Annotated in this window: 24 protein-coding genes; 7 read left to right on the top strand and 17 right to left on the bottom strand. The window is 26.8% G+C overall.

Features of this window, described 5'->3' with window-relative positions; all coding sequences use genetic code 11:
- Positions 1-12 precede the first annotated feature (12 nt).
- From GCL60_RS11220 to GCL60_RS11200, 5 genes are all read right to left on the bottom strand, one after another.
- The gene (locus GCL60_RS11220; RefSeq protein WP_153420750.1) at positions 13-1833 is read right to left on the bottom strand and encodes a PQQ-binding-like beta-propeller repeat protein; all 1821 of its coding nucleotides are present in this window, start codon (positions 1831-1833) and stop codon (positions 13-15) included.
- A 200-nt stretch (positions 1834-2033) separates the two neighbouring features.
- Positions 2034-2630 (bottom strand): GTP cyclohydrolase II, encoded by a 597-nt coding sequence (locus GCL60_RS11215; protein ID WP_153420749.1) that lies wholly within the window; start codon positions 2628-2630, stop codon positions 2034-2036.
- A 343-nt stretch (positions 2631-2973) separates the two neighbouring features.
- On the bottom strand, positions 2974-3570 hold the full coding sequence (ribA, locus tag GCL60_RS11210; RefSeq protein WP_153420748.1) for a GTP cyclohydrolase II RibA: 597 nt from the start codon (positions 3568-3570) through the stop codon (positions 2974-2976).
- 167 nt (positions 3571-3737) lie between these two features.
- Complete coding sequence (locus GCL60_RS11205) at positions 3738-4046, bottom strand: Dabb family protein (protein ID WP_153420747.1); 309 nt, start codon at positions 4044-4046, stop codon at positions 3738-3740.
- Positions 4047-4138: 92 nt separating this feature from the next.
- Complete coding sequence (locus tag GCL60_RS11200) at positions 4139-5038, bottom strand: hypothetical protein (RefSeq protein WP_153421174.1); 900 nt, start codon at positions 5036-5038, stop codon at positions 4139-4141.
- 399 nt (positions 5039-5437) lie between these two features.
- Here GCL60_RS11200 and GCL60_RS11195 point away from each other — a divergent pair, with 399 nt between their 5' ends.
- On the top strand, positions 5438-6106 hold the full coding sequence (locus GCL60_RS11195) for a M15 family metallopeptidase (protein WP_153420746.1): 669 nt from the start codon (positions 5438-5440) through the stop codon (positions 6104-6106).
- 86 nt (positions 6107-6192) lie between these two features.
- Here GCL60_RS11195 and GCL60_RS11190 read toward each other — a convergent pair whose 3' ends face one another.
- On the bottom strand, positions 6193-6624 hold the full coding sequence (locus tag GCL60_RS11190; protein WP_153420745.1) for a hypothetical protein: 432 nt from the start codon (positions 6622-6624) through the stop codon (positions 6193-6195).
- Positions 6625-7253: 629 nt separating this feature from the next.
- Here GCL60_RS11190 and GCL60_RS11185 point away from each other — a divergent pair.
- On the top strand, positions 7254-7769 hold the full coding sequence (locus GCL60_RS11185; RefSeq protein ID WP_153420744.1) for a hypothetical protein: 516 nt from the start codon (positions 7254-7256) through the stop codon (positions 7767-7769).
- A 31-nt stretch (positions 7770-7800) separates the two neighbouring features.
- On the opposite strand, the gene GCL60_RS11180 is transcribed toward GCL60_RS11185, so the two are convergent.
- The 3 genes from GCL60_RS11180 to GCL60_RS11170 form a co-directional block, all read right to left on the bottom strand.
- Complete coding sequence (locus GCL60_RS11180; protein ID WP_153420743.1) at positions 7801-9189, bottom strand: hypothetical protein; 1389 nt, start codon at positions 9187-9189, stop codon at positions 7801-7803.
- A 214-nt stretch (positions 9190-9403) separates the two neighbouring features.
- Entirely contained in the window at positions 9404-9820 is a 417-nt protein-coding gene (locus tag GCL60_RS11175) for a hypothetical protein (RefSeq protein WP_153420742.1), read from the bottom strand.
- A gap of 141 nt (positions 9821-9961) precedes the next feature.
- Positions 9962-11647, bottom strand: a complete 1686-nt coding sequence (locus GCL60_RS11170) for a serine hydrolase domain-containing protein (RefSeq protein ID WP_161998175.1) — start codon at positions 11645-11647, stop codon at positions 9962-9964.
- 487 nt (positions 11648-12134) lie between these two features.
- Here GCL60_RS11170 and GCL60_RS11165 point away from each other — a divergent pair, with 487 nt between their 5' ends.
- Both GCL60_RS11165 and GCL60_RS11160 read left to right on the top strand, forming a co-directional pair.
- Positions 12135-12713 carry a hypothetical protein gene (locus GCL60_RS11165; protein WP_153420740.1) on the top strand — a complete coding sequence of 193 codons (579 nt, stop codon included), beginning with the start codon at positions 12135-12137 and terminating at the stop codon, positions 12711-12713.
- A 156-nt stretch (positions 12714-12869) separates the two neighbouring features.
- Complete coding sequence (locus GCL60_RS11160; RefSeq protein ID WP_153420739.1) at positions 12870-13643, top strand: hypothetical protein; 774 nt, start codon at positions 12870-12872, stop codon at positions 13641-13643.
- Between the two features lie 60 nt (positions 13644-13703).
- Here the strand turns inward: GCL60_RS11160 and GCL60_RS11155 are convergent, their stop codons facing one another.
- A complete protein-coding gene (locus tag GCL60_RS11155; protein ID WP_153420738.1) occupies positions 13704-14294 on the bottom strand; it encodes a ribonuclease domain-containing protein in 591 nt (196 codons plus the stop codon).
- Between the two features lie 54 nt (positions 14295-14348).
- Positions 14349-14834, bottom strand: coding sequence for a hypothetical protein (locus GCL60_RS11150; protein WP_153420737.1), 486 nt, complete (start codon positions 14832-14834; stop codon positions 14349-14351).
- Between the two features lie 379 nt (positions 14835-15213).
- On the opposite strand from GCL60_RS11150, the gene GCL60_RS11145 reads away from it, so the two are divergent.
- The 3 genes from GCL60_RS11145 to GCL60_RS11135 all read left to right on the top strand — a co-directional run bounded on the left by GCL60_RS11145 (position 15214) and on the right by GCL60_RS11135 (position 18625).
- The gene (locus GCL60_RS11145) at positions 15214-16452 is read left to right on the top strand and encodes a multidrug effflux MFS transporter (RefSeq protein ID WP_153420736.1); all 1239 of its coding nucleotides are present in this window, start codon (positions 15214-15216) and stop codon (positions 16450-16452) included.
- A gap of 75 nt (positions 16453-16527) precedes the next feature.
- Positions 16528-17703: a 3-dehydroquinate synthase family protein gene (locus GCL60_RS11140; protein ID WP_153420735.1), complete on the top strand. Its 1176-nt coding sequence runs from the start codon at positions 16528-16530 to the stop codon at positions 17701-17703.
- A gap of 34 nt (positions 17704-17737) precedes the next feature.
- A complete protein-coding gene (locus GCL60_RS11135; RefSeq protein ID WP_153420734.1) occupies positions 17738-18625 on the top strand; it encodes a sugar phosphate isomerase/epimerase family protein in 888 nt (295 codons plus the stop codon).
- A gap of 52 nt (positions 18626-18677) precedes the next feature.
- Here GCL60_RS11135 and GCL60_RS11130 read toward each other — a convergent pair whose 3' ends face one another.
- The 6 genes from GCL60_RS11130 to GCL60_RS11105 all read right to left on the bottom strand — a co-directional run bounded on the left by GCL60_RS11130 (position 18678) and on the right by GCL60_RS11105 (position 24233).
- Entirely contained in the window at positions 18678-19118 is a 441-nt protein-coding gene (locus tag GCL60_RS11130; RefSeq protein WP_153420733.1) for a hypothetical protein, read from the bottom strand.
- A gap of 61 nt (positions 19119-19179) precedes the next feature.
- On the bottom strand, positions 19180-20115 hold the full coding sequence (locus GCL60_RS11125) for an SPFH domain-containing protein (protein ID WP_153420732.1): 936 nt from the start codon (positions 20113-20115) through the stop codon (positions 19180-19182).
- The gene (locus GCL60_RS11120) at positions 20112-21002 is read right to left on the bottom strand and encodes an SPFH domain-containing protein (RefSeq protein WP_153420731.1); all 891 of its coding nucleotides are present in this window, start codon (positions 21000-21002) and stop codon (positions 20112-20114) included. The genes GCL60_RS11125 and GCL60_RS11120 overlap by 4 nt, the downstream gene beginning before the upstream one ends.
- A 14-nt stretch (positions 21003-21016) precedes the next feature.
- Positions 21017-23071 carry a SulP family inorganic anion transporter gene (locus GCL60_RS11115; RefSeq protein ID WP_161998174.1) on the bottom strand — a complete coding sequence of 685 codons (2055 nt, stop codon included), beginning with the start codon at positions 23069-23071 and terminating at the stop codon, positions 21017-21019.
- 57 nt (positions 23072-23128) lie between these two features.
- Entirely contained in the window at positions 23129-23557 is a 429-nt protein-coding gene (locus tag GCL60_RS11110) for a hypothetical protein (RefSeq protein WP_153420729.1), read from the bottom strand.
- Positions 23558-23846: 289 nt separating this feature from the next.
- A complete protein-coding gene (locus GCL60_RS11105; RefSeq protein WP_153420728.1) occupies positions 23847-24233 on the bottom strand; it encodes a hypothetical protein in 387 nt (128 codons plus the stop codon).
- Positions 24234-24337: the final 104 nt, after the last annotated feature.

Below are 24337 nucleotides of genomic sequence, written 5' to 3'. Positions count from 1 at the left end.
ATATATCCAATATTATAAATAAAATTCATTAATTTTGACTAGCTCATTATTACTAAATATTCTAAAAAAAGTAACATAATTTCCACGCCCAGCAACAATTAAATAGGATGATTGCTTCCCTTTAAATATTTGTAATGATTTTGGAAAATCGATTAGTAAGTTGTCTAAGGTTTCATGATCACAGAATTGATGACTATAATTCTTAATATCCATATTATATGTAACTATATTAAGACGATCATTTTCTTCATCAAGAATAACGTCTTCACAAGTCGTATTTAATCCTTCTTTCCATTTTCTTACTTCTTTGAGACGATCTTGATTGATTTCAAATTCTTTAATATATCCATTGCCATTTAGCAGAATATTATTATTGTGAAGAACTTTTAGGCCTTTTTGATTGCCAAAATGTTCAAGACAATCTAAATAATCATTCTTTAAATCTTTAAATAAATAAAGATAATTTCTTCTTGTTCCTGCTATTAAATAACCAGCAGGATGATATGCAAGCGCCCAAACAGGATGATCAAATTTTCTTTGATGAATAATTTCTCCTGATTGTGAAGATATTTCATAAATAAAATTTGCTTCAGTAGCTACGTATATACTTCCATTCTCTGTATTAATAGATACGTCTCGACAAATTCCCTCTAGTTTGGATTTCCAAACGATTTCATTTGTTTCCTTCTGAAGAGCTATTAAATATCCTTCTGTTGTAATTCCATAATATTGATATTTATCTGTAGAAACTCTTCTTACTCTTCCACTCTTTAAATTAATTTTATTTTCCAATGAAAGATGGATAGAATTAAATTCAGATTCATGAATATTATAAATAGCAAGATCGCCGCTTTCATGACCACAGTATAGTTTTTTATTTTCTTCTAAAAAGGTGTCCCAAATACAGTCGCCTTCAAAATTTAGTTTATTTAGTATGTAACCTTGTTCATCTAGTCTGTAAATTTCGCCAGACTCTAACACAACATATATTTTGTCATCTATGACTTTTACAAAGTTAAGCTGGAATTTAAATGGGCCGAATTTATTAATAAACTCTGGAATTATTTCATTATTAAAACAATATAAATAGTGATCAAAACATGCTACGTAAGATTTATTAAAATCTTGTGAGAAATCAATCCATTCAATGTCATCGTTGGTAAATGCGTTAGTTTCTAAAATTTCTTTATTGTCATTAAATATCTTTATCTTAAAAGAATCATCCGTAGTCGCCCAGTAGCGATTATATTTTTTATCATAAATTGTACAATGAACTGTGCCTGTATCTAATTTTAAAAAATGTTGAAAATTCTTTTGTTCTAGGTTTCCTTGCCAAATATTCCCGCTGAAGTCTGAAAGATAATGTAAGTTTCCTTTTGTATTTATACATTCAACATAAGAATTTTCAACATAATTATTTATACTTTCTACATTCATTGATGTAGGATCAATAGTAATAAAATTGCCCGTACCTGAAACTAAATAAATTTTATTATTAAATACTTCTATTCCATGAGAAGAGGATTTTACATTTTCTTCTATCCCTTCTTCTAAGTCACTACATATCTCAGATGAATTTAAATATGAAATTAATTTTAAACTTGCAATGTCATATTTTAAAAGATCTCCATTTATATTTCTTGCAAATATATCATTTTTATAGCATAATAAATTTATAATTGGTGAATTATAAAATTGGCTTTCAGAATAGTCTAAGACATCAAGTTCTTTAGAAATCTTATAAATACCGCCTGTAACTCCACCTGCAAATAAACAATCAAACTTATCGCTATAAGTTATACACTTAATTCTTTCATTTATTTTTTTATGCATGTTTTGCCCTTTTAAATGAAGCTAGCTATTTTTTAAATAGCTAGCCATTATAACGTATTGTTATTGAGGTCCACTTTTACCAGAAATACGAGTATTCTTTCTTTTTACTCTTTTCATAATTTCCTCCTTTCTCATGTTACAATTATGTAGTTTCTGGTTCACAAAATTAAGTACTTACTTTTTTTTAATTCTGTAAACAATTAATCCAAATTTAAACGATGTTTAGTTATATTCTTTTTTGCTGTTAAGTATTTTACATTGAGCGGATTTACATAAGTTTGGGTTTGAATTGTTTCTTTAATTTCAATTTCATTGTTTTTTAATTGTTTTATTTTTTCAGGATTGTTAGTAATAAGTTTTATATTTTTTACGTTTATTTGTTTTAAAATATCTGCAGCGATTTTGAAATCTCTATTTTCTTCAGGGAAACCTAAATGAGCATTTGCCTTGTAGGTATCGTACCCTTGTTCTTTTTGTAAATGATAGGCGTCTAGCTTATTATAGAGCCCAATTCCTCTTCCTTCTTGACGCAAATAGAGCAAAATACCACCATTTTTATCAAGTAAATGGATAGTCTCATTAAGTTGTTCTCCACAATCGCATAATAAAGAATAAAATAAATCTCCAGTTAAGCATTCAGAATGAATTCTAACCAAAGGAATTTCAATTTGTCTCCAATTACCAAAGCATAAAGCAATATGCTCTTTTTTATCTGGTAAATTGTTAAATGTTAAAAATTCTATCGATTTAATACAATTTTTTAAAGGAATATTTACCTTTTTTCTTATGCTGATCATAAAATTCCATTTTATTTAATATGTTTTATATTCCATAACGATAGTGTGGTTATTTTTAAATGTCAACCTTGTGTGAGTAATTCATCCAAAACCGACTACTCATATCAGATGAATTCGACGGTTCTTTTGCAAAAAAAAATGCTTGTTTAACTCTTTTAAATGAAGCTAGCTATTTTTAAAATAACTAGCCATCATACCAAAATTTATCCTGGTATATCTTTACCTGAAATACGAGTATTCTTTCTTTTTACTCTTTTCATGATTTCCTCCTTTCTCATTTTACAATTATGTAGTTTTTGGTTTACAAAATTAAGTAATTAATTTTTTTTAATTCTGCAAACAATTAATCCAAATTTAAACGATGTTTAGTTATATTTTTTTTTGCTGTTAAGTATTTTATATTGTGTTGATTTACATAAGTTTGGGTTTGAATTGTTTCTTTAATTTCAATATCATTATCTTTTAATTGTTTTACTTTTTCAGGATTATTTGTAATTAGTTTTATATTTGTTACGTTTATTTGTTTTAAAATATCTGCAGCGATTTTGAAATTTCTGTTTTCTTCAGGGAAACCTAAATGAGCATTAGCCTTATAAGTATCGTATCCTTGTTCTTTTTGTAAATGATAGGCGTCTAACTTATTATAGAGCCCAATTCCTCTGCCTTCTTGACGCATGTAGAGCAAAATACCACCATTTTTATCAAGTAAATTAATACTCTCATGAAGTTGTTCTCCGCAATCGCATAATAAAGAATAAAATAAATCCCCAGTTAAACATTCAGAATGAATTCTAACTAAAGGAATTTCAATTTGTCTCCAATTACCAAAGCATAAAGCAATATGCTCTTTTTTATCTGGTAAATTGTTAAATGTTAAAAATTCTATCGAATTAATACAATTTTTTAAAGGAATATATACCTTGTTTCTTATGCTGATCATAAAATTCCATTTTATTTAATATGTTTTATATTTCATAACGATAGTGTTACTATTTTTAATTGTCAATCTGGTTTTTAAATTTTTAAATTGGATTGCAAAAAAATTTTTGTTTTGAAGGAGGGCTACATTTGCTAATCTTATTTTTTTAATTTTGTATAAAAAATTCTTTAAAAATCAAATACAATAACCGATTCTATTCCATTTTTTAATATAGGTAGGATATACTCTGCCGATACTTTTTTATGATCTTCATGATTAATATATATATCTCTTTCAGAGACATTTTCAAATTCCATTACAAAAGCATAATTAAATCCACGTTCCAGTCCTTCTATGCTACAGCTTTTACCATAGGATATTTTTTTAATTTCTGGAATACTGGTATTTTTTAATTCAATAAGTTTATTTACCATCTTTTCAATTTCGTTTGGTTTTATATGGTCTGCAATTTCTAGAAGGACAAAATGTTTTATCATAATAATTTATCTTTCAAAAATAGATTATAGTTTTTAGCAAAATTTTATTATATGACGCAAATTAAAGTTTCTATAGAAAATATTTTTATTCTCTATTTTGAAAGCCATGGTGTTTCTGTTGCCCAAAATATTATATTTGTTCCCAAATACTCTTCTGCAAATTTAATAAACTCTTCTTTTGCAAATGGCTTTTTCGTATTTGGATTTATATAAGTCAAAGTGGGTTCTTGGACAGCCATAGCGACTAATGGAAGCTTACCTTTATATTTATTAAAAAATGGATATGAGTTTTTCATTTGTGCTTTTTTATAAGGAACAATATCGGGCCCACCAAGACCGATTCTTTCTTTTTGAGCAATTGCAAATAATCTCGACATATATTTATGATCATTGTTCCATTCGCATGGCCAAAAGTTAATATATTGAACAACAAATGATTTTTTGAAAGCTTTTTTTGCAAAAATCATATTATTTACTGTAGAAGAAAAATATTTATCACATGAAAATCCTTTTTTTTCAGCATTTTTCTTATTGATATCAATTGAAGTTTCAGGAAGATTTATACCAGCAACTCTCCCATCAAATTTTTTAGCCAATTCTTGTATAAGATTCTGATATCTTTTTTGTAAAGAAACATTCCATTGCATAGCAACCCATCCCTGAGCAGGCGCTTTCCCTTCCCCTGGATTATCAGTTTGAGCAATAAGACCACCTTTATACTCAGGTTCTTCTTGCAAATATAGGGGTATATTTTTTTGATTTGGTTCAAAAAATCTATCTTGAATTTGAATAAATAATTTTTTGTTCTTTTTTTGAAGTTTTGCAAGGTCACTTTCTATTTCCGAGAAATCATAAACTCCTTTTGATTTTTCAAGTTGTTTCCACGAATAAACAATTTGAACACCTTCGATATCCTCTCGATTAAGTATAGAATTTAATTTTTCAAGATCAGAAGAAGATGTATAAAGATAATGAACTGGCGGAGCTGCCATTGCCTCATAAAAAGTGAGTGATGAAAAAACCGTAACAACGCTTAATAATTTTGCTTTTAAGAATTTTATTTTATTTTGTGTTTTCAAATTTATATATTTCCTAATATTGATAATTATTAATAAAAATCCTTATAACAAAGGAAGAATAACTTAAAAATATTCTTAAATCAATAAAATAAATATATTTATAATGAATTAAATATTTAATTACATGAGGAAAAAAGATATAAATAATTTAATTAAATTTTACATTTAGAAAATACTTTTCATAAGCAAATTATAATGCTAATAAGATTTTGCTGAATCTTTTTGATTTATTGCGTAAAGAAAAAATAGGACAAATCATATAAAAATGATTCATTTTAATTTTTATAACATCTAATTAAAGGAATAAAAACTGTGAAATTTTTAAATTTTATATTGTTTGGTTCATTCTTAGCTAATTTTTACAATAGTGCTTATTCACAAGTACGACCTACCCTTAATTTTGAATCAAAAATTAATGACATTCCTGAAGATATTCAAAAAATAATGCAAAAATACACTTGGAAACCAGAATGTCCTGTTCCGTTAAACGATTTAAAATATTTAAGCCTATCTTTTTATGGTTTTGATAATAATATTCATACAGGACATTTAATTGTTCACAAAGATGTAGCCACTGAAGTTGTTAACATATTTGAAGAACTATTTGAAAAAAAATTCTTAATCGAAAAAATGCAGTTAATAGATGATTTTAAAGGTGATGATGATTTGTCTATGACAGAAAACAATACTTCTGCCTTTAATTGCCGTTCTGTTACAGGAAAGCCAGGTATTTTTTCTGTTCATAGTTATGGAAGAGCGATAGACATTAACCCCAAAATAAATCCCTATATAAAAGGAAATTTAGTTTTACCTGAAAATGGAAGACCATATACTGATCGTACTTTGACTTCACCTGGAATAATAAAATTAAATGATTTTACTTATAATTCATTTATCAAAAAGGGCTGGAAGTGGGGAGGCTCTTGGGTATCTTTAAAGGATTATCAACACTTTGAAAAACCAATCCCTAAAAATAATTAAAATGAATAAAAAACTTTCTGTTTATATAAATTAAGTATCTAATATTTTACTCATCTATTTAAATTTTTAAAATAAATAAAAGATTTCTAATTCAACTTGCCAAAATTATAAGAGTCCAATATCAAATTTGATCTATTTTCACGAAAATAGCAGGAATAATGATTCAAACAATATTTAAAAAATCCAGAATATAAAATACCTCCCTTTACACCAAAAACATACCATTGATCTGCAAAACTATTTGCTGGTTGAGCATAAATATAAGAATCTCCAAATCGATCTTTACATTTTTCCTGTAATATTTCGGCTGAAGCAACATTATCTAATTCAAAGTATTGATATACAAAACCTTTTAAGGCCATAATTTTCCACTCACCACTTACAGATACATATTCAGAATCACTATTTAACCAACGCCACTGCTTATTTCGATTGGCACAAAAAACATATGTGGTAGCTCCATAAGTACTGTTAATAATAAATCCGCTTAAAAAGATATAAATTAATTTTTTAAACATTCCTATATTTTAACCTCAATAATAATTTGAATACTTTTAATTGCCTAAAGGAACTTCCGATTTATCAGAATCTTTGATAACTAAATCTAAAAAATTTCTTGCCTTGAAATTATCTAAATCAAAAATCAATTTCAATTAAAACTTACTACTATCCATTTTATTTGTAAAATGGACTTACTAGGATGGCACGAAAGCAAAATTGAATCTTTGATTTCTTAAAATACTTTGCATTTAAATTAATTATAAAAATCAATAAAATATCTATTTAATATAACTAAAATAGATATTTGCTTTATTGAAATATTTACGTATTATATAAAAGTGTTTTATGTTAATTAAGATGTTTTGAATTTATAATTATTTATTAAAAATATAATTAAAGGGAATCAAATTATGTATAAATATAATTATTTAACTTTTGGTATTTATTTTACATTTTTATCATTACAAGCTCATGCACAGAAAGGAGAACTTAATTATTTAGAACAAGTTGAATTTGTCTCGAAAAAGAAACTGGATTTGAATTTAAAGTTATTGCTTCTTATTCAAGCGACTCTCTATCATATGAAATACAAGATAAAATATATCCAATAAACCGCAATGAATTCATAAATTATAAATTATTTTATATGACTCGCTCACCAGATCCAAAAAAAGGGATAATAAAATTTGCTAATGAACACTTAAATAAATGCAGACAAGCTAAATACCATTATCTTCAAGTAAACGTGAAAAGTTCATTAAATAAACAAGACAACTATGAGTTTCTTCTTTTAAATGCAGCGCAAGAAATACAAGGTATTGCCACATCAGAGAAAGAATATGGAATTAATATAGTAAAGAATAAACCTACTTTTTATTTTGAAAGTAGTAAGTATCTAAAGTATTCAAAATATTTTAATAGTGGTATGGTTACTCAAATTAAAACAGATAATACAACACAAATTGATTTTCTTTATAATAAAGCACCGCATGATTCCGTTTATCAATATGAAATTACAACTGGAAAACCTTTACTCCTAAATTACAGAATTAATGGAATGGATTACAAATTTTATAATATAGGTTTTGTAAATTTCGAGAAAGATGAATTTGGCAATGATAGAGTATATAGACAATTCTACCATTACATTGAAGAGTTTTAAGATTAATAATTATTCATAAAAAAATATATTTTTAAAAATATACCTCTAAATGATTGCTTCTTTGAGAGTCCAACCTACTAAGGAGTAAGAATATATTTTGAGATGTAGTCAAAAGTTCTGCGCGATTTAGACTTATTTTTTTTGTGATATTTATATATATATTTTCAATTGTCTGATAATTAAAAGAAAGATTATATTTATTTGCTATAAAAATAAGATCATTTAATAAATTTTTGTCTGCAAGAAATCCATTTGAATTGATTTGACTGGACTGAACTAAAGCTTGTTGAATAATTGAAAGGTTTTTAATCATTAAATTTTCAGATTTTATTATTATCTCTCTACAAAATTCAGGAAAAAATAATTTTTTACTTCTTGTAACCTGAGCCGATTTTATAAATGCAGCTTTAATCTGTTCATCCCTAAGTTTTGCATGATGTATTATGTATATTTTAAATGCTGTTTCTTTATCTATTTTTTGTTCTTCATGAATATTTCTTACTAAATTGTGACTAGATAATTGATAGTTTGAATTTAGTCCAAATGAAATATCAAATATTTCTTGTATTTCTTTAGATGATAAATTATCAAATAGATTTTCATCCAATATTTTTTTAATATTAATTGAATTTAATAAATTTAAATTTCTTTTATTTGATTCAGCAATTAATAAATTTTTAAGGGTTTCAAATAAATTTCTTTTATGCAATACTTTAGCTAGAGGTATTTCAGTTGGTAATTTTTCATTTTCAGTTTTTAGCATAATAACAGAATAATCTACTCTTTCATCAAAAGGTGATTCTGAAAAAGCAGAAGATATAAAAGTTTTTTCAATTTGATCTTTACTAAGTTTATTTAATAATATTTTGTCTTTAAGAATACTATAAACTATTAAATTATCTATTGGAGAACTTTTTATTAAGTTGTGTACATTAGAAAAAGGAACAATATAATTATAACCTTCTTGTATTTGTTGAGCAGGAATAACAGTACCTTTTTTTTGTAAAACAGCGCTTGCTGCCCCAGGATCAAAAGAATTTGATTCTATATCAAAAGCATCATTTTCGTATTGAATAGAATTAATATATTCACTTGGTCTTATAAGAGCAAGAAATAAATATCCAGCTTTTTCATTTGGAATTTGATCGACGCCTTTTGATATTTTATCATCTAGATCAATAATTTGACTTCTTATTTTACGCTTTTGCTTAGGGTTATTATCTAATGTCTTTAATTTTTCATTTAACATTTGAACATATACAATTGAGTTCAAGTATATAGTAATTATATCATTTTTATTATTAGGATCATATCCTAATTTTTTTATAATTTCATTGCGATTACTTCCATAAGGATTGGAATAAAAAATGCTCTTATTTTTATTTTCAATATAATTTGTTTTAATATTTGACTTAATCATTTTTGTCTTTTTCTTTCTTGAATTTTAATAATAAAAAGTTAAAAAATAAATCTATCTTTTTATAAGAGACCACGATAATGATTTCATCATCATAAACATATTCAGCATAAAAATATAATTTTTAAAAGAAAAGTATAATATAAAATCAGAACTGTAATGAATTTTTATTTTTATGACAATTTTTCAAAATAATTAATATATTTATATAAATAATTTATCTATAAAGACTATAAAAACAGTATGCTCTTGAAAAAATCAAGGATTGGGAAGTACTTGTCGAACAATACCTTATGACACCTGAAGATAAATTTATCTCATCGGATCCAAACAAATTCCAATCTGTCGATGTATCATCTGCTGGTTGTGCAAAGATATAAGACTCACCAAATTGTTTCACACATTTTTTTTGTAAGTTGCTAATATTTGTATTATCTGTAATTTTAAAATAATTAAATCGATAAGATCCTATTTGCCCACTTTTCCACTCACCACTTACAAAAACATAATCTCCCATCTCTTTTAACCAATTCCAATTCATATTTGGAGTTGCACAATATATATAAGCTATATCTGCATGTGTATTAGTCGCAATAAATATACTGCCAATAATAAAAAATAATTTTTTAAACATTTAATTATCCTCCTTAAAATTTCATTTATTTTGTAATTTAATTCATTAGAAGAAGCAATTTATTTTTAATATTATTCAAAATTAAGATTTTATTGCTTATTGAAAAAACATGAATGTTGAATAATTCCATTATTTAAAAATTTAGTCTTCTTTCTCCATCATTAAATTTGCAAAATATAATTTTTTATCTTGAATTTCTACTATTTTTCCATTTGGTGAGATAAATGTATTTAAATTTATTTTTCTTAATGAATAATCTTCAAAAAAAGGGCATCCTTCTTTAATATAAAATCGATAATTTCTATTTTGACCATAACCTTTTAAAACATAAACGCCTTCATAAGAATTTGAATTTATAGAGTCCTTTGAATTGCATGTTTTTATAGACGAATTTAAAAACCAAATAAAACCATCAGTTTCTCTTTGTAACGAAGGAACACCTGTAGGACCTTTTGCTTCAAATATAAAATAATCTCTTAGTTCATTAGAATAAAATTTATTTTTACCTATATAATTTAAAATTAAATCTACTTTTTTAATACTATTTCCAAAAGAACCATAGTTTATATCCCCAATTAAATGAATTGAATTTTTTTCTACCGATTTTTGAATTTTTAAATTTGACATAGAAGAAATATAATCACCATAAACCATTTTTTGGATCTCTTGAAATTCATTATTTTTTCTTTTCTCTAAAATTTTATCTATTATTTTATGTGAAATTTCAAAATCAATATTTTTTTGATCATATTTATTAGTAAAAACAATAATTCCTATATTACTTTCAGGATACCATTCTAAATTATTAACAAAGCCAAATCCTCTTCCAGTATGAGAAAAATAGAGATCATGATTCCGAATACCTCTCCATAATCCAAGAGCATAACCTTCTTTTTGATTTTGAATAGGAAATGGAATTGTTTCCATTTCATTTAATATGTTTTCATTTAATATCTTTTTATTTTTAAAAACCCCTTTATTCAGTACAAATTGTAAAAAATGCGCCATGTCATGAACACTTGAATACATTCCTCCCGATGGAATAAAAGAATAATTTATGATTGGTTCTTTTATTCCATCAATAAGTCCTTCAGCATGATTTTTGTTTTGCAAATATTGTTTAACACTAAATGTTGAATTTGTCATTTCTAATGGAATAAAGAGTTTTTGTTTTACAGCATCATCAAAATTCATTTTACTTTTTAACTGTAAAATATATCCTGCTAAATCGATACCTACGTTAGAATAACTTACAGAACTTTCTGGTTTAAACTGAAGCCATGTTCCCTTTAAAATACTTTCCATATGTTCGCTAAAAGAAAAATTGCTATTATTATTGTTTCCAACAGGAGCATCATGTGCAAAACCGGAGGTGTGGCTTAATAAATGTTTTAAAGTAATTATTTTTAAAGGCTCTCCTCCATTGGGATCTGAAATTTTCATATCTGGTAAATAGCTTATGATAGGAAGATTTAGCGACAACTTTTCTTCTTGAACTAAACTTAAAACAGCCAAAGTTGTAAATATTTTAGATTGAGACTGGTTGCTAAATAGGGTTTGTATGTTTACTTTTTTTCTTGAATGTTGAGAAGTAAACCCAAATCCCTGTGCCCAAATTGTTCCATTTTTATCTACTAAAGCAACAGCGGCTCCTGGAATTTTATTTTCTTTTAAAATTTTATTTATTTCATTTTGAAAGGAAGTAATATCTTCAGAGAAATTTTTCTTATAATCTTCTCTTAAAATAAAATTCTCATTTGAGTATGATTTATCAAAGGAATATAGGATCAGAGTTAGAATGCCCAATTTTAAAAGTAATATTTTCAAAATAATTTACCTTATGATAGATGATTCATGAAAGTTGAAAATCTTGATAAACAGTCAATTTTTTAAATGAATGAAAATATAAAATCAATAAATATATTTTAATTTTTTATTAAAAATAGGGTGGTTTATATCTATAAAAAATGTTTTTGAATTTAAAATTTAATAAATAGAATATTTTTCTTAACTAATGCAGTTACTATGAAATTCAGAATAAATGGTTCAATCAGAAAAATCTCTTGAATTCCTATAATTAGGATCTAATTATAAGAATATAAAAGCAAAATTATTAATTATTTGAAAAAGAAAAATTCTAAAGTAATACAAAAATGTCTGAGCAATAACTAAGATTCATAAACAATGGCTACAACTCCTCTAAATAACTTACCAATAAACATTTTTTGTATAATTTTATGACATCCCTGCTGATTTTAATCCTCGGAAAGCCGAAAAAGAAAAATGAATGCAATTTATTTAAAAAGGAGATGAAATGATTCGAATGAATCTAAAAACAATTTTAATATTTATAATATTTAATTTTAACAGTACAGCAAATGCATTTACATCAACTGGCATAGTATTTAGCCCTATGATTGGATACTATAACTATAACGATGATTATAAAGAAACAAATGTTAGTCCAGCACAAGACCAAAGATCTCATTTTCTTTATGATATAAGATTAGGCTATCTTTTTAACACTAAAGTAAAATTTTACTTAGGATTAATTTATTCCGCAATGAAAAGAGACTACACTCCTGGAACGATTCAAAGAGTATCAGCAGGAGCATCAGCAGGTTTTGCAGCAAATAATTTTGCAATTTTGCTACACTTCTTCCCATGGTCACAATATAATCATCCAAATTTTAGAGCCTCAGATGGTGTAGGTTTTCAACTTGATGCGGGATATTATGCTCCATTATCTAAAACATTCTCTTTAGGAATGCAATTTACTTATCGCAATATTACTTACAATAGTTTTACTCCAGTAGGAACAACAACAGGACAATCTAAAATAATTACTGAAGAAGAGTACCTTCCAATGATTGGATGCGCAGTTGTTTTTTAAGAAGGCTTTTTAAATACGCTTGCATCATATAAATTAAATATAGTAAATAGAATCAAAGAAGGATGACCTATCGAGTCAAATAAGAAGATATATTGCTTAAAATTATTGCTTTAATGATTAACCCTTAATTATAATTATTTTTAAAAGGTAACAAAAATGCTTAAAATTAAATATATGTCTGCGTTATCTTCATTTTTTATATTGACAGCAAATTCACAAGAAAAATCTTATGTCGTATGTTCTCGTAAGAATGATTCTCTTATTTGGAAGTGGGCAACTCATAAAAGTGGAAAATATATTGAAGTAACAGGTTACCATCTTTATGGACGATGCGATGACCCTAATTATAGTTTAAAAAGCATGAAAATAAACGATCAGATTATGTTTTTTGTACTAGATACACAAAGTGTTTCTTTAGCCAAAAATGCTTGCCCTTCTGGTTATCATTTTCAACCAGCTCAATCCATAAGAGATGGATGGTATCGTTTTGCGGAAGGTTATCAAAATAAAATTGAAAAAGTATATGATGGACATATGAAATGCCTCACAAAAACAGGAGAATATGAAAAAGAAGTAAACATTTATTGTACTAACAGTGCAAATCGATCTGATTGGCATTGGGCTATTAGAAAAGATAAATTTGGATTTTTTAACGTACGTGTTTTAGGTGAATGGCTCAATACCAAAGATGAATTAAATATTTTTCCTTCAACAGCAAATTGTAAGAATGAAAATATTTTTGTCATTCATGAAAAAGATTATGTAAAAATACTTGAAGCCTGTCCCGATAATTTTTATCCGCAGCCTGCAAGTTATACAAATAGCCCCCGCTGGTACAGGTTTGGATTAAAAAACAATATGGGAATTTCAATTTTACCTGGTTATTCAGATACTACTTGTAAGGCAACACCTGTACTCAGAATAGGATGAGTGATAAATAAACGATTTTATTTAAAGGTAATAAATAACTTCTTTTTCTAAATTAAAATATTAAGGAACAATTTCCATTTTTACAAAACTATTATAATGATCTTTTGTATACCACCAATTTTTAGTATATTTTTGTATTACTATTCTCTTTCTATCACGAACTTCTTGCCCTGGAAATGGAACGTCATATTCTAAAAGATCCCCGTAGATTATGTTTCCATTTGTATCTTTTATAAGTCCTTCTCTATTTTGAAATACACGAGGAGAAGGATAGTATTTATTTCTCTGATAAAAATCTTGAATTTCATTATATCTTGTTTTAACTCTATCTGGAATTCCAGTTCTTTTTGTTACAGTGATCCATTCATTACTACTTTCTAATTCCGATTGACTATTTTCAATTTCTGTAATGACAGGAGTTTCTGTAGTTTGTGGATGAAGATTATGATTTACATTATTATTTTGAGTTTGAATTAAATTATTATTGATTTCATTTGTACTGTTAGAGATTTTTTTAGGAAGTTCGTTACTAGAAATTGAAATATGAGAATTATTGAAAGGCTTTGTAGATGAAATAGATATTTTATCCAAAGCATTTATTTTTTCTTCTGGACCACCTGCCACAATATCAACAGCTATTTGTCCAATCATTCCTTGAAGGGAATAACCGGATTCGGAGTGTAATACTAAACCCTTTGGAATATTCTAATTTGGGCATACTTGATTATCTGCAACAATATATCCCCAATCAGTCCTTGCAAGTGCGTGGCCTGCTGCTCCTACATGTGTATAATTTTCTCCAAATTCTTTAACACAAGTCTGAACTAATGTCTGACAAACAGAATTGAGCACAAATGGTGTTTGGATTTTATTATCTTCACTTATGGCATGTCTTTTTACACGATTTGAATTTGAATGAAGAGGCATTCCTTCTAAGTTAACAGAAAGCGTACTATGTTCATTAAATTCTGAGGTATTTAATACCCATACAGATCCTTTAATCCAAAAACCTTCATTATCAGCAGGTGCCCATAAAATATTTTGAAGTTTATTAGAATTAGCCCATTTCCAATCCCAAGAATTATTTTGATTGACACAAAATAAATAGGATCCTAATGCTTGTGCATCTAATTTAACAAAAATTAAGGTTACATAGAAAGTTAGTAAAAAGACACGGAAAAATAATTTCATTATAAACATCCTTATTAAATAATGAATAGGTTAAAGATTGTCTAATTTATATTTAATAAATATAACTATAATTAAACAAGAAAATTTTTTTATTGATTATATTTTATATCAATTTTAAATTATTTAAAAATTTAACAACTGATAAATTTCATTCTTTTGATAATATGCACTTTAAATTTAAGCAAGGATCTAATTTTCATAGTTATAAGACAAATTAAAATATTATTTTTAAAATTATTACATATTATAATATTTATATAGTCTTTTTGTTTATTATAAAATATTGAGAGTCAAAAAAATTTTTTAGAGATCCCCTTGAATTTTTTTATTGAATTTGAGAAACATTATCAATAGAAAAATTAAACAAGAAAGAATCAAAATGTACCAAACAAATGGAAATCAGAATTCTGTTTTGATGCCTAAAAGTAAAACTCTATGGCTAGTTATTCTTTTAGGAGTATTAACAGCATTTGATCCCTTAACAATTGATATGTATTTACCTGCATTTAATTCTATTCAAAAAGATATGAATACTCATATTTCATTTGTTGAGTTGTCTGTTTCTACATTTTTCATAGGTATGGCATTAGGACAACTTATTTATGGTCCTTTGTCAGATAGATTTGGAAGAAAAAAACCATTACTCGGAGGAATGTTACTTTATTTCTTAGCTTCTATTGGATGTGCATTTTCACAGAACATATTTTTATTTATACTTTTTAGAGTTTTACAAGCATTTGGTGGCTCTGCAAGTATGGTAATTAGTAGAGCTATCGTCCGTGATCTTTTTGATAAAAAACATGTTGCACTATTTTTATCTAATATTGCTCTAGTATTAGGAATAGCACCTATTATTGCGCCTTCTATTGGAGCTTTTTTAAATGCCCTATTAGGCTGGAGATATATATTTCTTACTTTAGCATTATCATGTTTAATTTGTATATTTATTGTCTCAATATTTCTTCCTGAAACAAATACAAAAAAACATGAGTCTATAAAAATAAAATCAGTCCTTCATTCTTATCAAGATTTACTTAAAGATAAGCATTTTATAGGATATCTAATACCAGACATTGCTATTCGAGCAGGAATGTTTGCTTATATTGCTGGTTCCCCATTTGTTTTTATAGAACTTTTTAAAATGACACCGCAACAGTATGGACTTGTTTTTGGCATGAATGGTCTTGGAATTTTAATTGCTTCTCAAATTAATAAAAAACTTCTGCAAAAATGGAAGCCCGAAACAATTTGCTCAACTTCTGTCATAGTTTCATTTTTGGCTGCTGTATTTATTTTCGCATTTTCATTTTATTCAAACTTGGTTTTCCCATTTCTAATTTCAATTTTCTTTTTTCTAGGAATGTTGAACTTAATTAGTCCAAACTCAATCGCTATTGCTTTATCACCTTATGGAGAAAAAGCGGGAACAGCTTCTGCTTTATATGGCTCTTTACAGTGGAGTATGGCTTTTTTCTCATCTCTATTTGTAAGCTTTTTCCATAATGGCTCTGCACTGCCAATGGCAGGTTCTATGTTTATCTGTGGGATTATCTCATTATTAGGATATATTTTATTAATAAGACCACAATTAAATTTAAGAAAAACAAACACAAGTTAATAAAACTCTAAACTCAATAAATTTAATATTTCATTTACAATAATTGAATAACTTTTCATAAAGGTGGATTTTGATATGAAAAATTTTGGACAGTCTGAATTAAATATGTATTTAAATAATGAATTATTCCCAGGAAAAACAATTCAATTTTCAACCGAATTAGAAAAACCAACACCTTATTATTTTGGGTACAAAATTGAAGATACTATTATAAAAGAGCTAGAAAATATTGAATTTGACAAATTATTCTTTTTAACTGAAAATTCCATATTTAAAATTTATGGGGAATCTTTATATAATAAAATAAAAGAAATTTTTCCAAATACATATTTAAATATCCTACAATCTGGTGAACAAAATAAATATTTTAAAAACCTTGAAGAATTATGCGAACAATTAATTGAACAAAATATTTCAAAAAAATCAATATTAATTGCATTTGGAGGAGGTGGAGTTGGAAACTTAGTTGGTTTAACTGCAGGACTCATATATAGAGGCGTTCGCTTCATTGAAATTCCAACTACATTTACGGGTCAAACAGATAGCACGCTAAGTAATAAACAAGCTGTAAATGGAAAAAAAGGGAAAAATCATTTTGGCCTTTATCATGCTCCCATATTTATATTTGGAGATACACACTATCTTCATACAGAACCCAAAAATGCAAGAAGAGCAGGAATTATTGAAGGAATAAAAAATGGATTTATTTCAAATAAAAACTTTTTTGAATATTTATATGAAAATTTACCATACGATAATCCTGAAAATTCATATAAAACAAACGAGCTTGCATTAAAAATAATTCAATCAAAACTTGATATATTAAGAGAAGATCCCTCTGAAAAACATTATGGAATTATATTAGAATATGGACATACTTTTGGCCATGGCATTGAATGGCTCATGAAAGGAAAAATCTTACATGGTGATGCTGTTTCTTTTGGAATGAGGATTGCAGCAGAATTATCAAAAGAAATAGGGCTACTATCACATGAAGAAGTTAAATTACATTATGATATAATAGAAAACAAATTAGGCTATAAAGAACCTTTTCCTCATGAAATTACATCGGATATCTTAATTGATGCTATGATTAATGACAATAAAAAAACAGGAAGAGAATTACGATTTGTTTTATTAGAAAAAATTGGAAAATGCTATAATCCAGAAGGTGATTATCTTGTTACAGTAGAGTTAAATATTGTTAAAAAAGTGTTAGATAATTATATTATAAGAAACAAAACCATTTAAATCAAATATACTTATTAAATAAAAGAGAAAAAACATGTATTCCGTACTTAATATTACAAAAGATTATGATGCTAATAACAGTAAAATGAGTTCCACAATAGGACATGAGGAAGAAGATTTTTTAGAGTCCTGTAAACTTGCTTATAAATATAAATATAAAGGAATTAATTTAGATTTAGAAAAGCCTAAATATTCAATTTTAGAAATAAAAGATATTTTAAATGATTATGGTCTAATTGCAACTTCATTTCATTTTACAGTCAAACTTTCAGGAAACGATGATGAATTTAAGAATAGTTTAAAAATATTTTCAAAACAAGCTGAAGATGCATCCAAAATTGGTTGTAAAATTGCTTTAAATTATCTACCACCATTTTCAAATAACTTAAATTTTGATTCCTTATTTAAATTATATGTAAAAAGATTAAATTTAACAAAAAATATTTTAATAGAGAATAATATAAAAATTGCGTTTGAATTTATTGGTCCAACTGAAACAAGAGTTCACTCAAAATATGATTTTATTCATACAATTGATGGAGTAAGATGCTTAATTAGCGCTGCTGATTTATATCAAAATGCTGGATTTAAATTGGATATACATCATTGGCAACATAGCGGAGCATCGATTCTAGACCTTAAACATTTGGATTTAGAAAATATTATTTATTTAGAATTAAACGATGGTCTTATTGGTTATAATCAATTTACGATGCCAGAATTTAAAAGAACCTTGCCATTAAAAACAGGTGTGAATCAAGTAAAAGAATTTTTAACAACTCTTTATGATAAAGGTTTTAGAGGCCCAGTAGCAGTAGAACCCTGGAATGAAGAACTGGCCTCAATGCCTTTGGAAGAAGCAATAAGAGAGTCAAAACAATCTTTAGATGACTGCTTTAAATTAATAAATTTGATTTCATAAATTTAAAATTATTTTTGTAGAAATAAGAAAGAAACATAGAATATTCTAAGATTTATTCAATACTATTTTCTTTATTATTTTCTTTTTTCACAGCTATAGAAGCGTCTTTTTTCTCAACCTTAGTTAACTTAAGTTTTCCGTCAATTGCATTAACAACCAAGGAAACAGATTCGCCCCATTCTGTTGAAAAATTTTCAAATTCTGCTGGAAGCTTTGTTGTATTTTTTGTAGTACAATTCCAGTTTCCTGCATTTAACCACAAACCATCATTATAATAATTATCACCCCAATCAAAAACCTCAGTTTTACTTGGTTTAATTGATCTTGATACCATTGCTATATTTGAATCTTTTTCAGATATATTTTTACAACTTAGAATTAATGATTCTTTTGAATTATTTTTAATTGTCCATTTTGTTGATAGATCAGAAGCAAATGCTATCATGCTAGTACTAAATAACCCAACTGCAAAAACTTTAACTGAAAATTTCATAAAATCTCCTAAATTAAAAAGATATTCAATAAAGTTCAAAATGATATTACTAACACTATTATCAAGAATGACTATGAGATTGATTCACATATTCTGGAGTTTTAGTTAAATTCCCTAAATATGGCTCATCAATAGCTGGTAACATTGTCATTGCAGCTTCTATTGAAGTCAATTCATCTGTGCCAAATCCTTGAAAAACAACAGTTCGATGAGGCTTTACTAAGGAAAGCTCATAAAGTTTTTTGTATGAATTAAAAAGTTCAGGATTATGTGATAAATTTTCATATGCTCTGCTAATACATAAACTATATTGTCCTTTAGCCTCAGCTATTAATGAAGCTACTTTAGAAGAGGTTTCCGCTTCTAATAATTGTGCATCAAGTCTGCCTTTTTCCTCAATATCTGCTTTTGTCTTTTCTAATTTTGCTGCTACCGTTTCAAAAAGTTGTTTAGAAACTTCAGGCAAAAGACTTAATCTGCTAATGAAAATAAGTTCAATATGAATACCCCAGCGTTCTAATTCTTTAGCTATATCAGTCTTTAATACTTCATTTAATTCATGGCGATTGGCTAAAATATAATTAAACTCATATGTCCCTAATACGGATGTAGCTGAACTTGAAAGAATGCTTTCTAAAAATTTTTCTAAATTTTCAACCTGAAAAACAGCTTTGATAGGGTCATGAATATGAAACTCAAACCATATATCTATAATTAAAGTGGTACCTCTACAATCATTAATATGTATTTCTTCAAAACATCTAAAATCTTTTTTTAAAGAAACAATAATTACTTGTGTCCATGGCATTACTTTATCTAGCCAAAAATGAAATCCAGGTTTTTTAATTATTTTTTTTAATTTACCAAATCTACAAATTAAAGCATTATTTTCATTTTCCAATTGAATAACTATAGATTTAAAAATTAAATAAATCGTTGGAATTAAAAGAACTCCAGCAATAATTCCTAAAAAATAATTTAATATATATGTATTCATAATGGCCTCTTAATATATGAAAATTTTGAATCTGAAAATACTTCACAGCTTCTTCTTTCTAAATATAAACCTAAAGTCCCATTCATCTGTAGTGTTTCTAAAATCTCTGTAATTTTCTTAATATCTTCTTCAGTTGCTTTTGCTTTAGCTTTGGCAATTGATATTCCTTTTTGTGCAGAAAGAATTTTTTGTTCGCACTCTGCTTCTGTTAAAGCAAATAATCTTTGCGCTTCACTTTGAGCATTAATCACTGCATTTAAGGCGTCAGCTAGTTCATCAGGAGGAAGAATATCTGTGATATCTACTCCATTAAATTGAATTCCATAATTATCTGTTATTTTATTTTTACAATAATCAAGAATTTGTTTGTTAAGAACTCCTCTATCACTTCTAATTGAAGCGTATGAACTTATTTGATTATTTAATTTTATAGTATTGATTTCAGTTTTTGGCTTACTGCTTTCAAAAGAACCAATTTCTTTATGTAATAAGCATACAAATAAGCCTTTAATATGTTCTAATGGTTTTTCCAATGAAAATAAAAACGAATAAATATTTGATTTAAGTGGTGTAAATCTTAATTTTGAATCAATTCTAAGTAAAGTACCATCTGAAGCCATAGTCATGGTACCACCTTCTTCACCAGATAATTCAATCATTTGTTCCATTGTTGAAATCATCTTAATTTTGTGCCAAGGAAATTTTAAATGTAAACCTGGTTCATAGATTTTTATATTTTCAGAAGCATTTTTATATAATAATGCTTTTCCAAAACTAGTTAATATCGCAATAGATCCTTCATTCACTTGAAAAAAGCTATTTTTAATCATAAATATAAAATAAATAATTAGACCTATAGAAAAACCAATAAAAATTTGTAAAATCATAAGTATTCTCCATTTTAAAATTTATCATTGACCGTGATTAATTTTCTTAATCCACCATAAGTGAATTTTTTTGAATTTATATTTTGTCCATTATGAGTTTTATAGGCAGCAACAAGACCTTTATTGACATCAACAACGTCTTCATTAAAATTTAAATGAGCATCTGTTACTAAAGGAAGTTTTTCAACTTTATCTAAACTATCGACAACAATTCCATGAGGAACATAACGTCCATCGGGAATTTCTACTCCTACAACTATAGCTCCAATACCAATGTAACAATGAGAACCTATAACGGAATCATGTACAATTGCTTGAAATCCAATAAATGATTTATTTCCAATAAAACAGGGGCCATGAACCAATGCCTGATGTGCTACAGAAACATTTTCTCCGATGTACACAGCCCAGTCATTGCCACCGACAGAAACCCATTTTTCCTTTAAGGCATGAATAACAACACCATCTTGAATATTAGAATTTGAGCCAATATAAAAAGGAGAGCCTTCATCTGCCCTAATTGAACTTTCTGCCGCAATATGCACATGGTCACCTAAAACAACTTTTCCAATAATAGAAGCTTTATGATGAACAAATGAAGAAGCTGCTATAGAAGCTTTATCGCGAATTTGACTGAGCCAACTTGTTTTTTCGCTTTCTAATTCAAAATGGGTTGGTCTTTTTAATTTACTTTCTTTATAAATATTAGGTAAAATCGCTCTTCGATTTATTTTGTTTGGAACCTTAATTTCTGGTACTTTTTCTTTTTTATTTATCCATTTTTCAATGAAATAAATAATACAACCTATAGTAAGTCCAGACAATAAATGTCCTGTTACAGTTCCAATTCCAGCAGATAAAAATGCAAGTGTTTCAAATTTACTTGTTTTTAAGAAGTGAATAAAAACTTTTACTTCAATTAATCTTAATCCTACAACACACAATAAACCAGCTAAAGCCGCTAAGGGAACAGAAGACATGATTTCACTAAAATATAGAATTGATAATATAAGTAAAACAGCATGTAATAAGGCTGATAATCTTGTTTTTGCACCACTTTGTACATTGACTGTGGAACGCACAATCACTCCTGAAACAGGCATCCCACCAACAAAACCAGCTCCTATATTTCCTAATCCTTGTCCAAAAAGCTCTAAATTTGAATTGTGAGGTTTTTTTGCATTTGAAATTTTATCGACAGCTTGTGCAGATAATAATGATTCAATGGATGCTAAAAATGCTAATGGTAAAGTAGCAATAAATAAGCTTAATATTTTATCAGAAGAAATCATTGGAAAACTAGGATAAGGTAACACTGATGGCACTGATCCTACTCTTTCAATATTCCAATTTAAATGAATGGAAAGAGCAGTAACAATTACAATTCCTATAAAAGATGCAGGAAATCTTTTAAATTGTTTACATGAAGTAACTAATAAAGCAACAAAGAGACCACAAACAACTGCGAGCCATGAAACTTCAGTTAGCCATGTTGGATGATTTAGCATTTTAATAAGCTGCAAAACAGTATAATCAAATCCAAACATTTCTGGGATTTGGTTATCCAATAATTTAATTCCAACGCCTGTAGTAAAACCAGCTAATACTGCTTCAGGTACATATTTTATAAACTTACCTGCTGAAATAAAAGATAATAAAAGCTGAATTAAACCTATTATTATACAGGCAAAACATATTCCTACGGGTCCATAATCTTTTGTTATGACAAGAACCATTACATTTAATGCCGCAGCTGGTCCTGTTACTTGTAAAGAAGATCCGCCAAAAATAGCGGCCAAACCTCCTCCAATTGCTCCGGCAAGGAGTCCTGCACTTGCTGGCAATCCACAAGCTACAGCTAAAGCAATATTTAATGGTAAAGCAACAGATGCAACTGTTATAGCTGACAATGTATCTTGTAATATATTTTTACTTTTTATAACTCCAAACCAATTTTCTTTTAATTCAGTAGCAAACCCTTTTAATTGATTTTCTGAAGTTTTTTTATCTAATTTTTTTTGGGAAAATAAAACCTGGCTATTTTTCTTATATATATTTAATTTATTCATAGAAATTTTTTTTCTTTCTTGATTTAATATATTTAAATAAACCATTTATTTATAAAATTAATTTAATATTTTGACATAATTTGAACATCTTGAAGAATCCCAGCATAAAATCATATTATTTTGTTTGACTTTTATTTTGAAAAATAACAAATAATTTAAGTGATTTAATTTTACCTCGAGATCATAAATAACCCAGTCATTTTGGAAAGAAGTATTTTTTAATTTGTAGCTACCTTGTGTTTGAATATCATTATAACCTGTCCTTGTTTTGCAAGATAAATCTGTATAATACTCAATATAAGATTCTAATTTGCCATTTCCCTTAAATCGGTAATTATATGTTCCCTGAAATAATCCATCGCCATAACTGCTGCAATAGGTTCCACGCCAATCATTATTCTCAAATAAATTTACACTACTATCTAAAGCTTGAACTGGTAATGTTAATGACAGGAATGCAATCATTCCCATAAATTTAAATTTCATATGTTCCCTCATTTTTTTTTAAATAAACGCTTGAAAAAAAATAATCACATTTTTTAAATATGTCAATACATTAATTATATTTAATATTTAACAATTTATTTTAATTTTTTCATTATTTTTAAAAAATAGTATAATATAATTTTTTTTGAAAAAATAATATTTAATATATTTATGGGAAGAATACTAAATATGATAAAAAAAATCGAAGACAAAAATGACTTCGATTTATAAAAAATAAATATTTAAAAGGGCTTTAAATGCTCAAATATTTTAAAATTTTTACTATGTACTATTTCGCTAATTTAATTAACTTTAGTTTGCCAGAAGCTTCATTTACATCTAAGGAAAGAGACTCACCCCATTCTGTTGAAAAGTTTTCAAATTCAGAAGGAAGTTTTGTTTTATTTTTAATGGTACAATTCCAAATACCGCTATTTAGCTCTAAGCCATCATTATAATAATTATCACCCCAATCAAAAACTTCAGACTGATTTGGCTTAATTGTTGCCGTTTTCATAACAATATTCATATCTTTATAAGTTATGTTTTTGCATAAAAGAGCCAATTCTTCAGAAGTATTATTTTTTATAGTCCATTTTGTTGATGACTCAGAAGCTAAAACGATCAAGTGAGTACTAAATAAACCTAACACAAATGATTTCAATAAAAATCTCATAAAATCTCCTAAAATTTAAATTATCTAATTAAAATATTAACTTAAATAGCAATATCATAGAGATTGATAATGGTATTAAATTAGATATTTGAAAATTTTATTGA

The organism is Silvanigrella paludirubra, from assembly GCF_009208775.1.
Taxonomy (GTDB): Bacteria; Bdellovibrionota_B; Oligoflexia; order Silvanigrellales; family Silvanigrellaceae; genus Silvanigrella; species Silvanigrella paludirubra.
The sequence above is the reverse complement of the archived record's forward strand: the minus strand, read 5'-3'. Positions and strand labels throughout refer to the sequence as shown.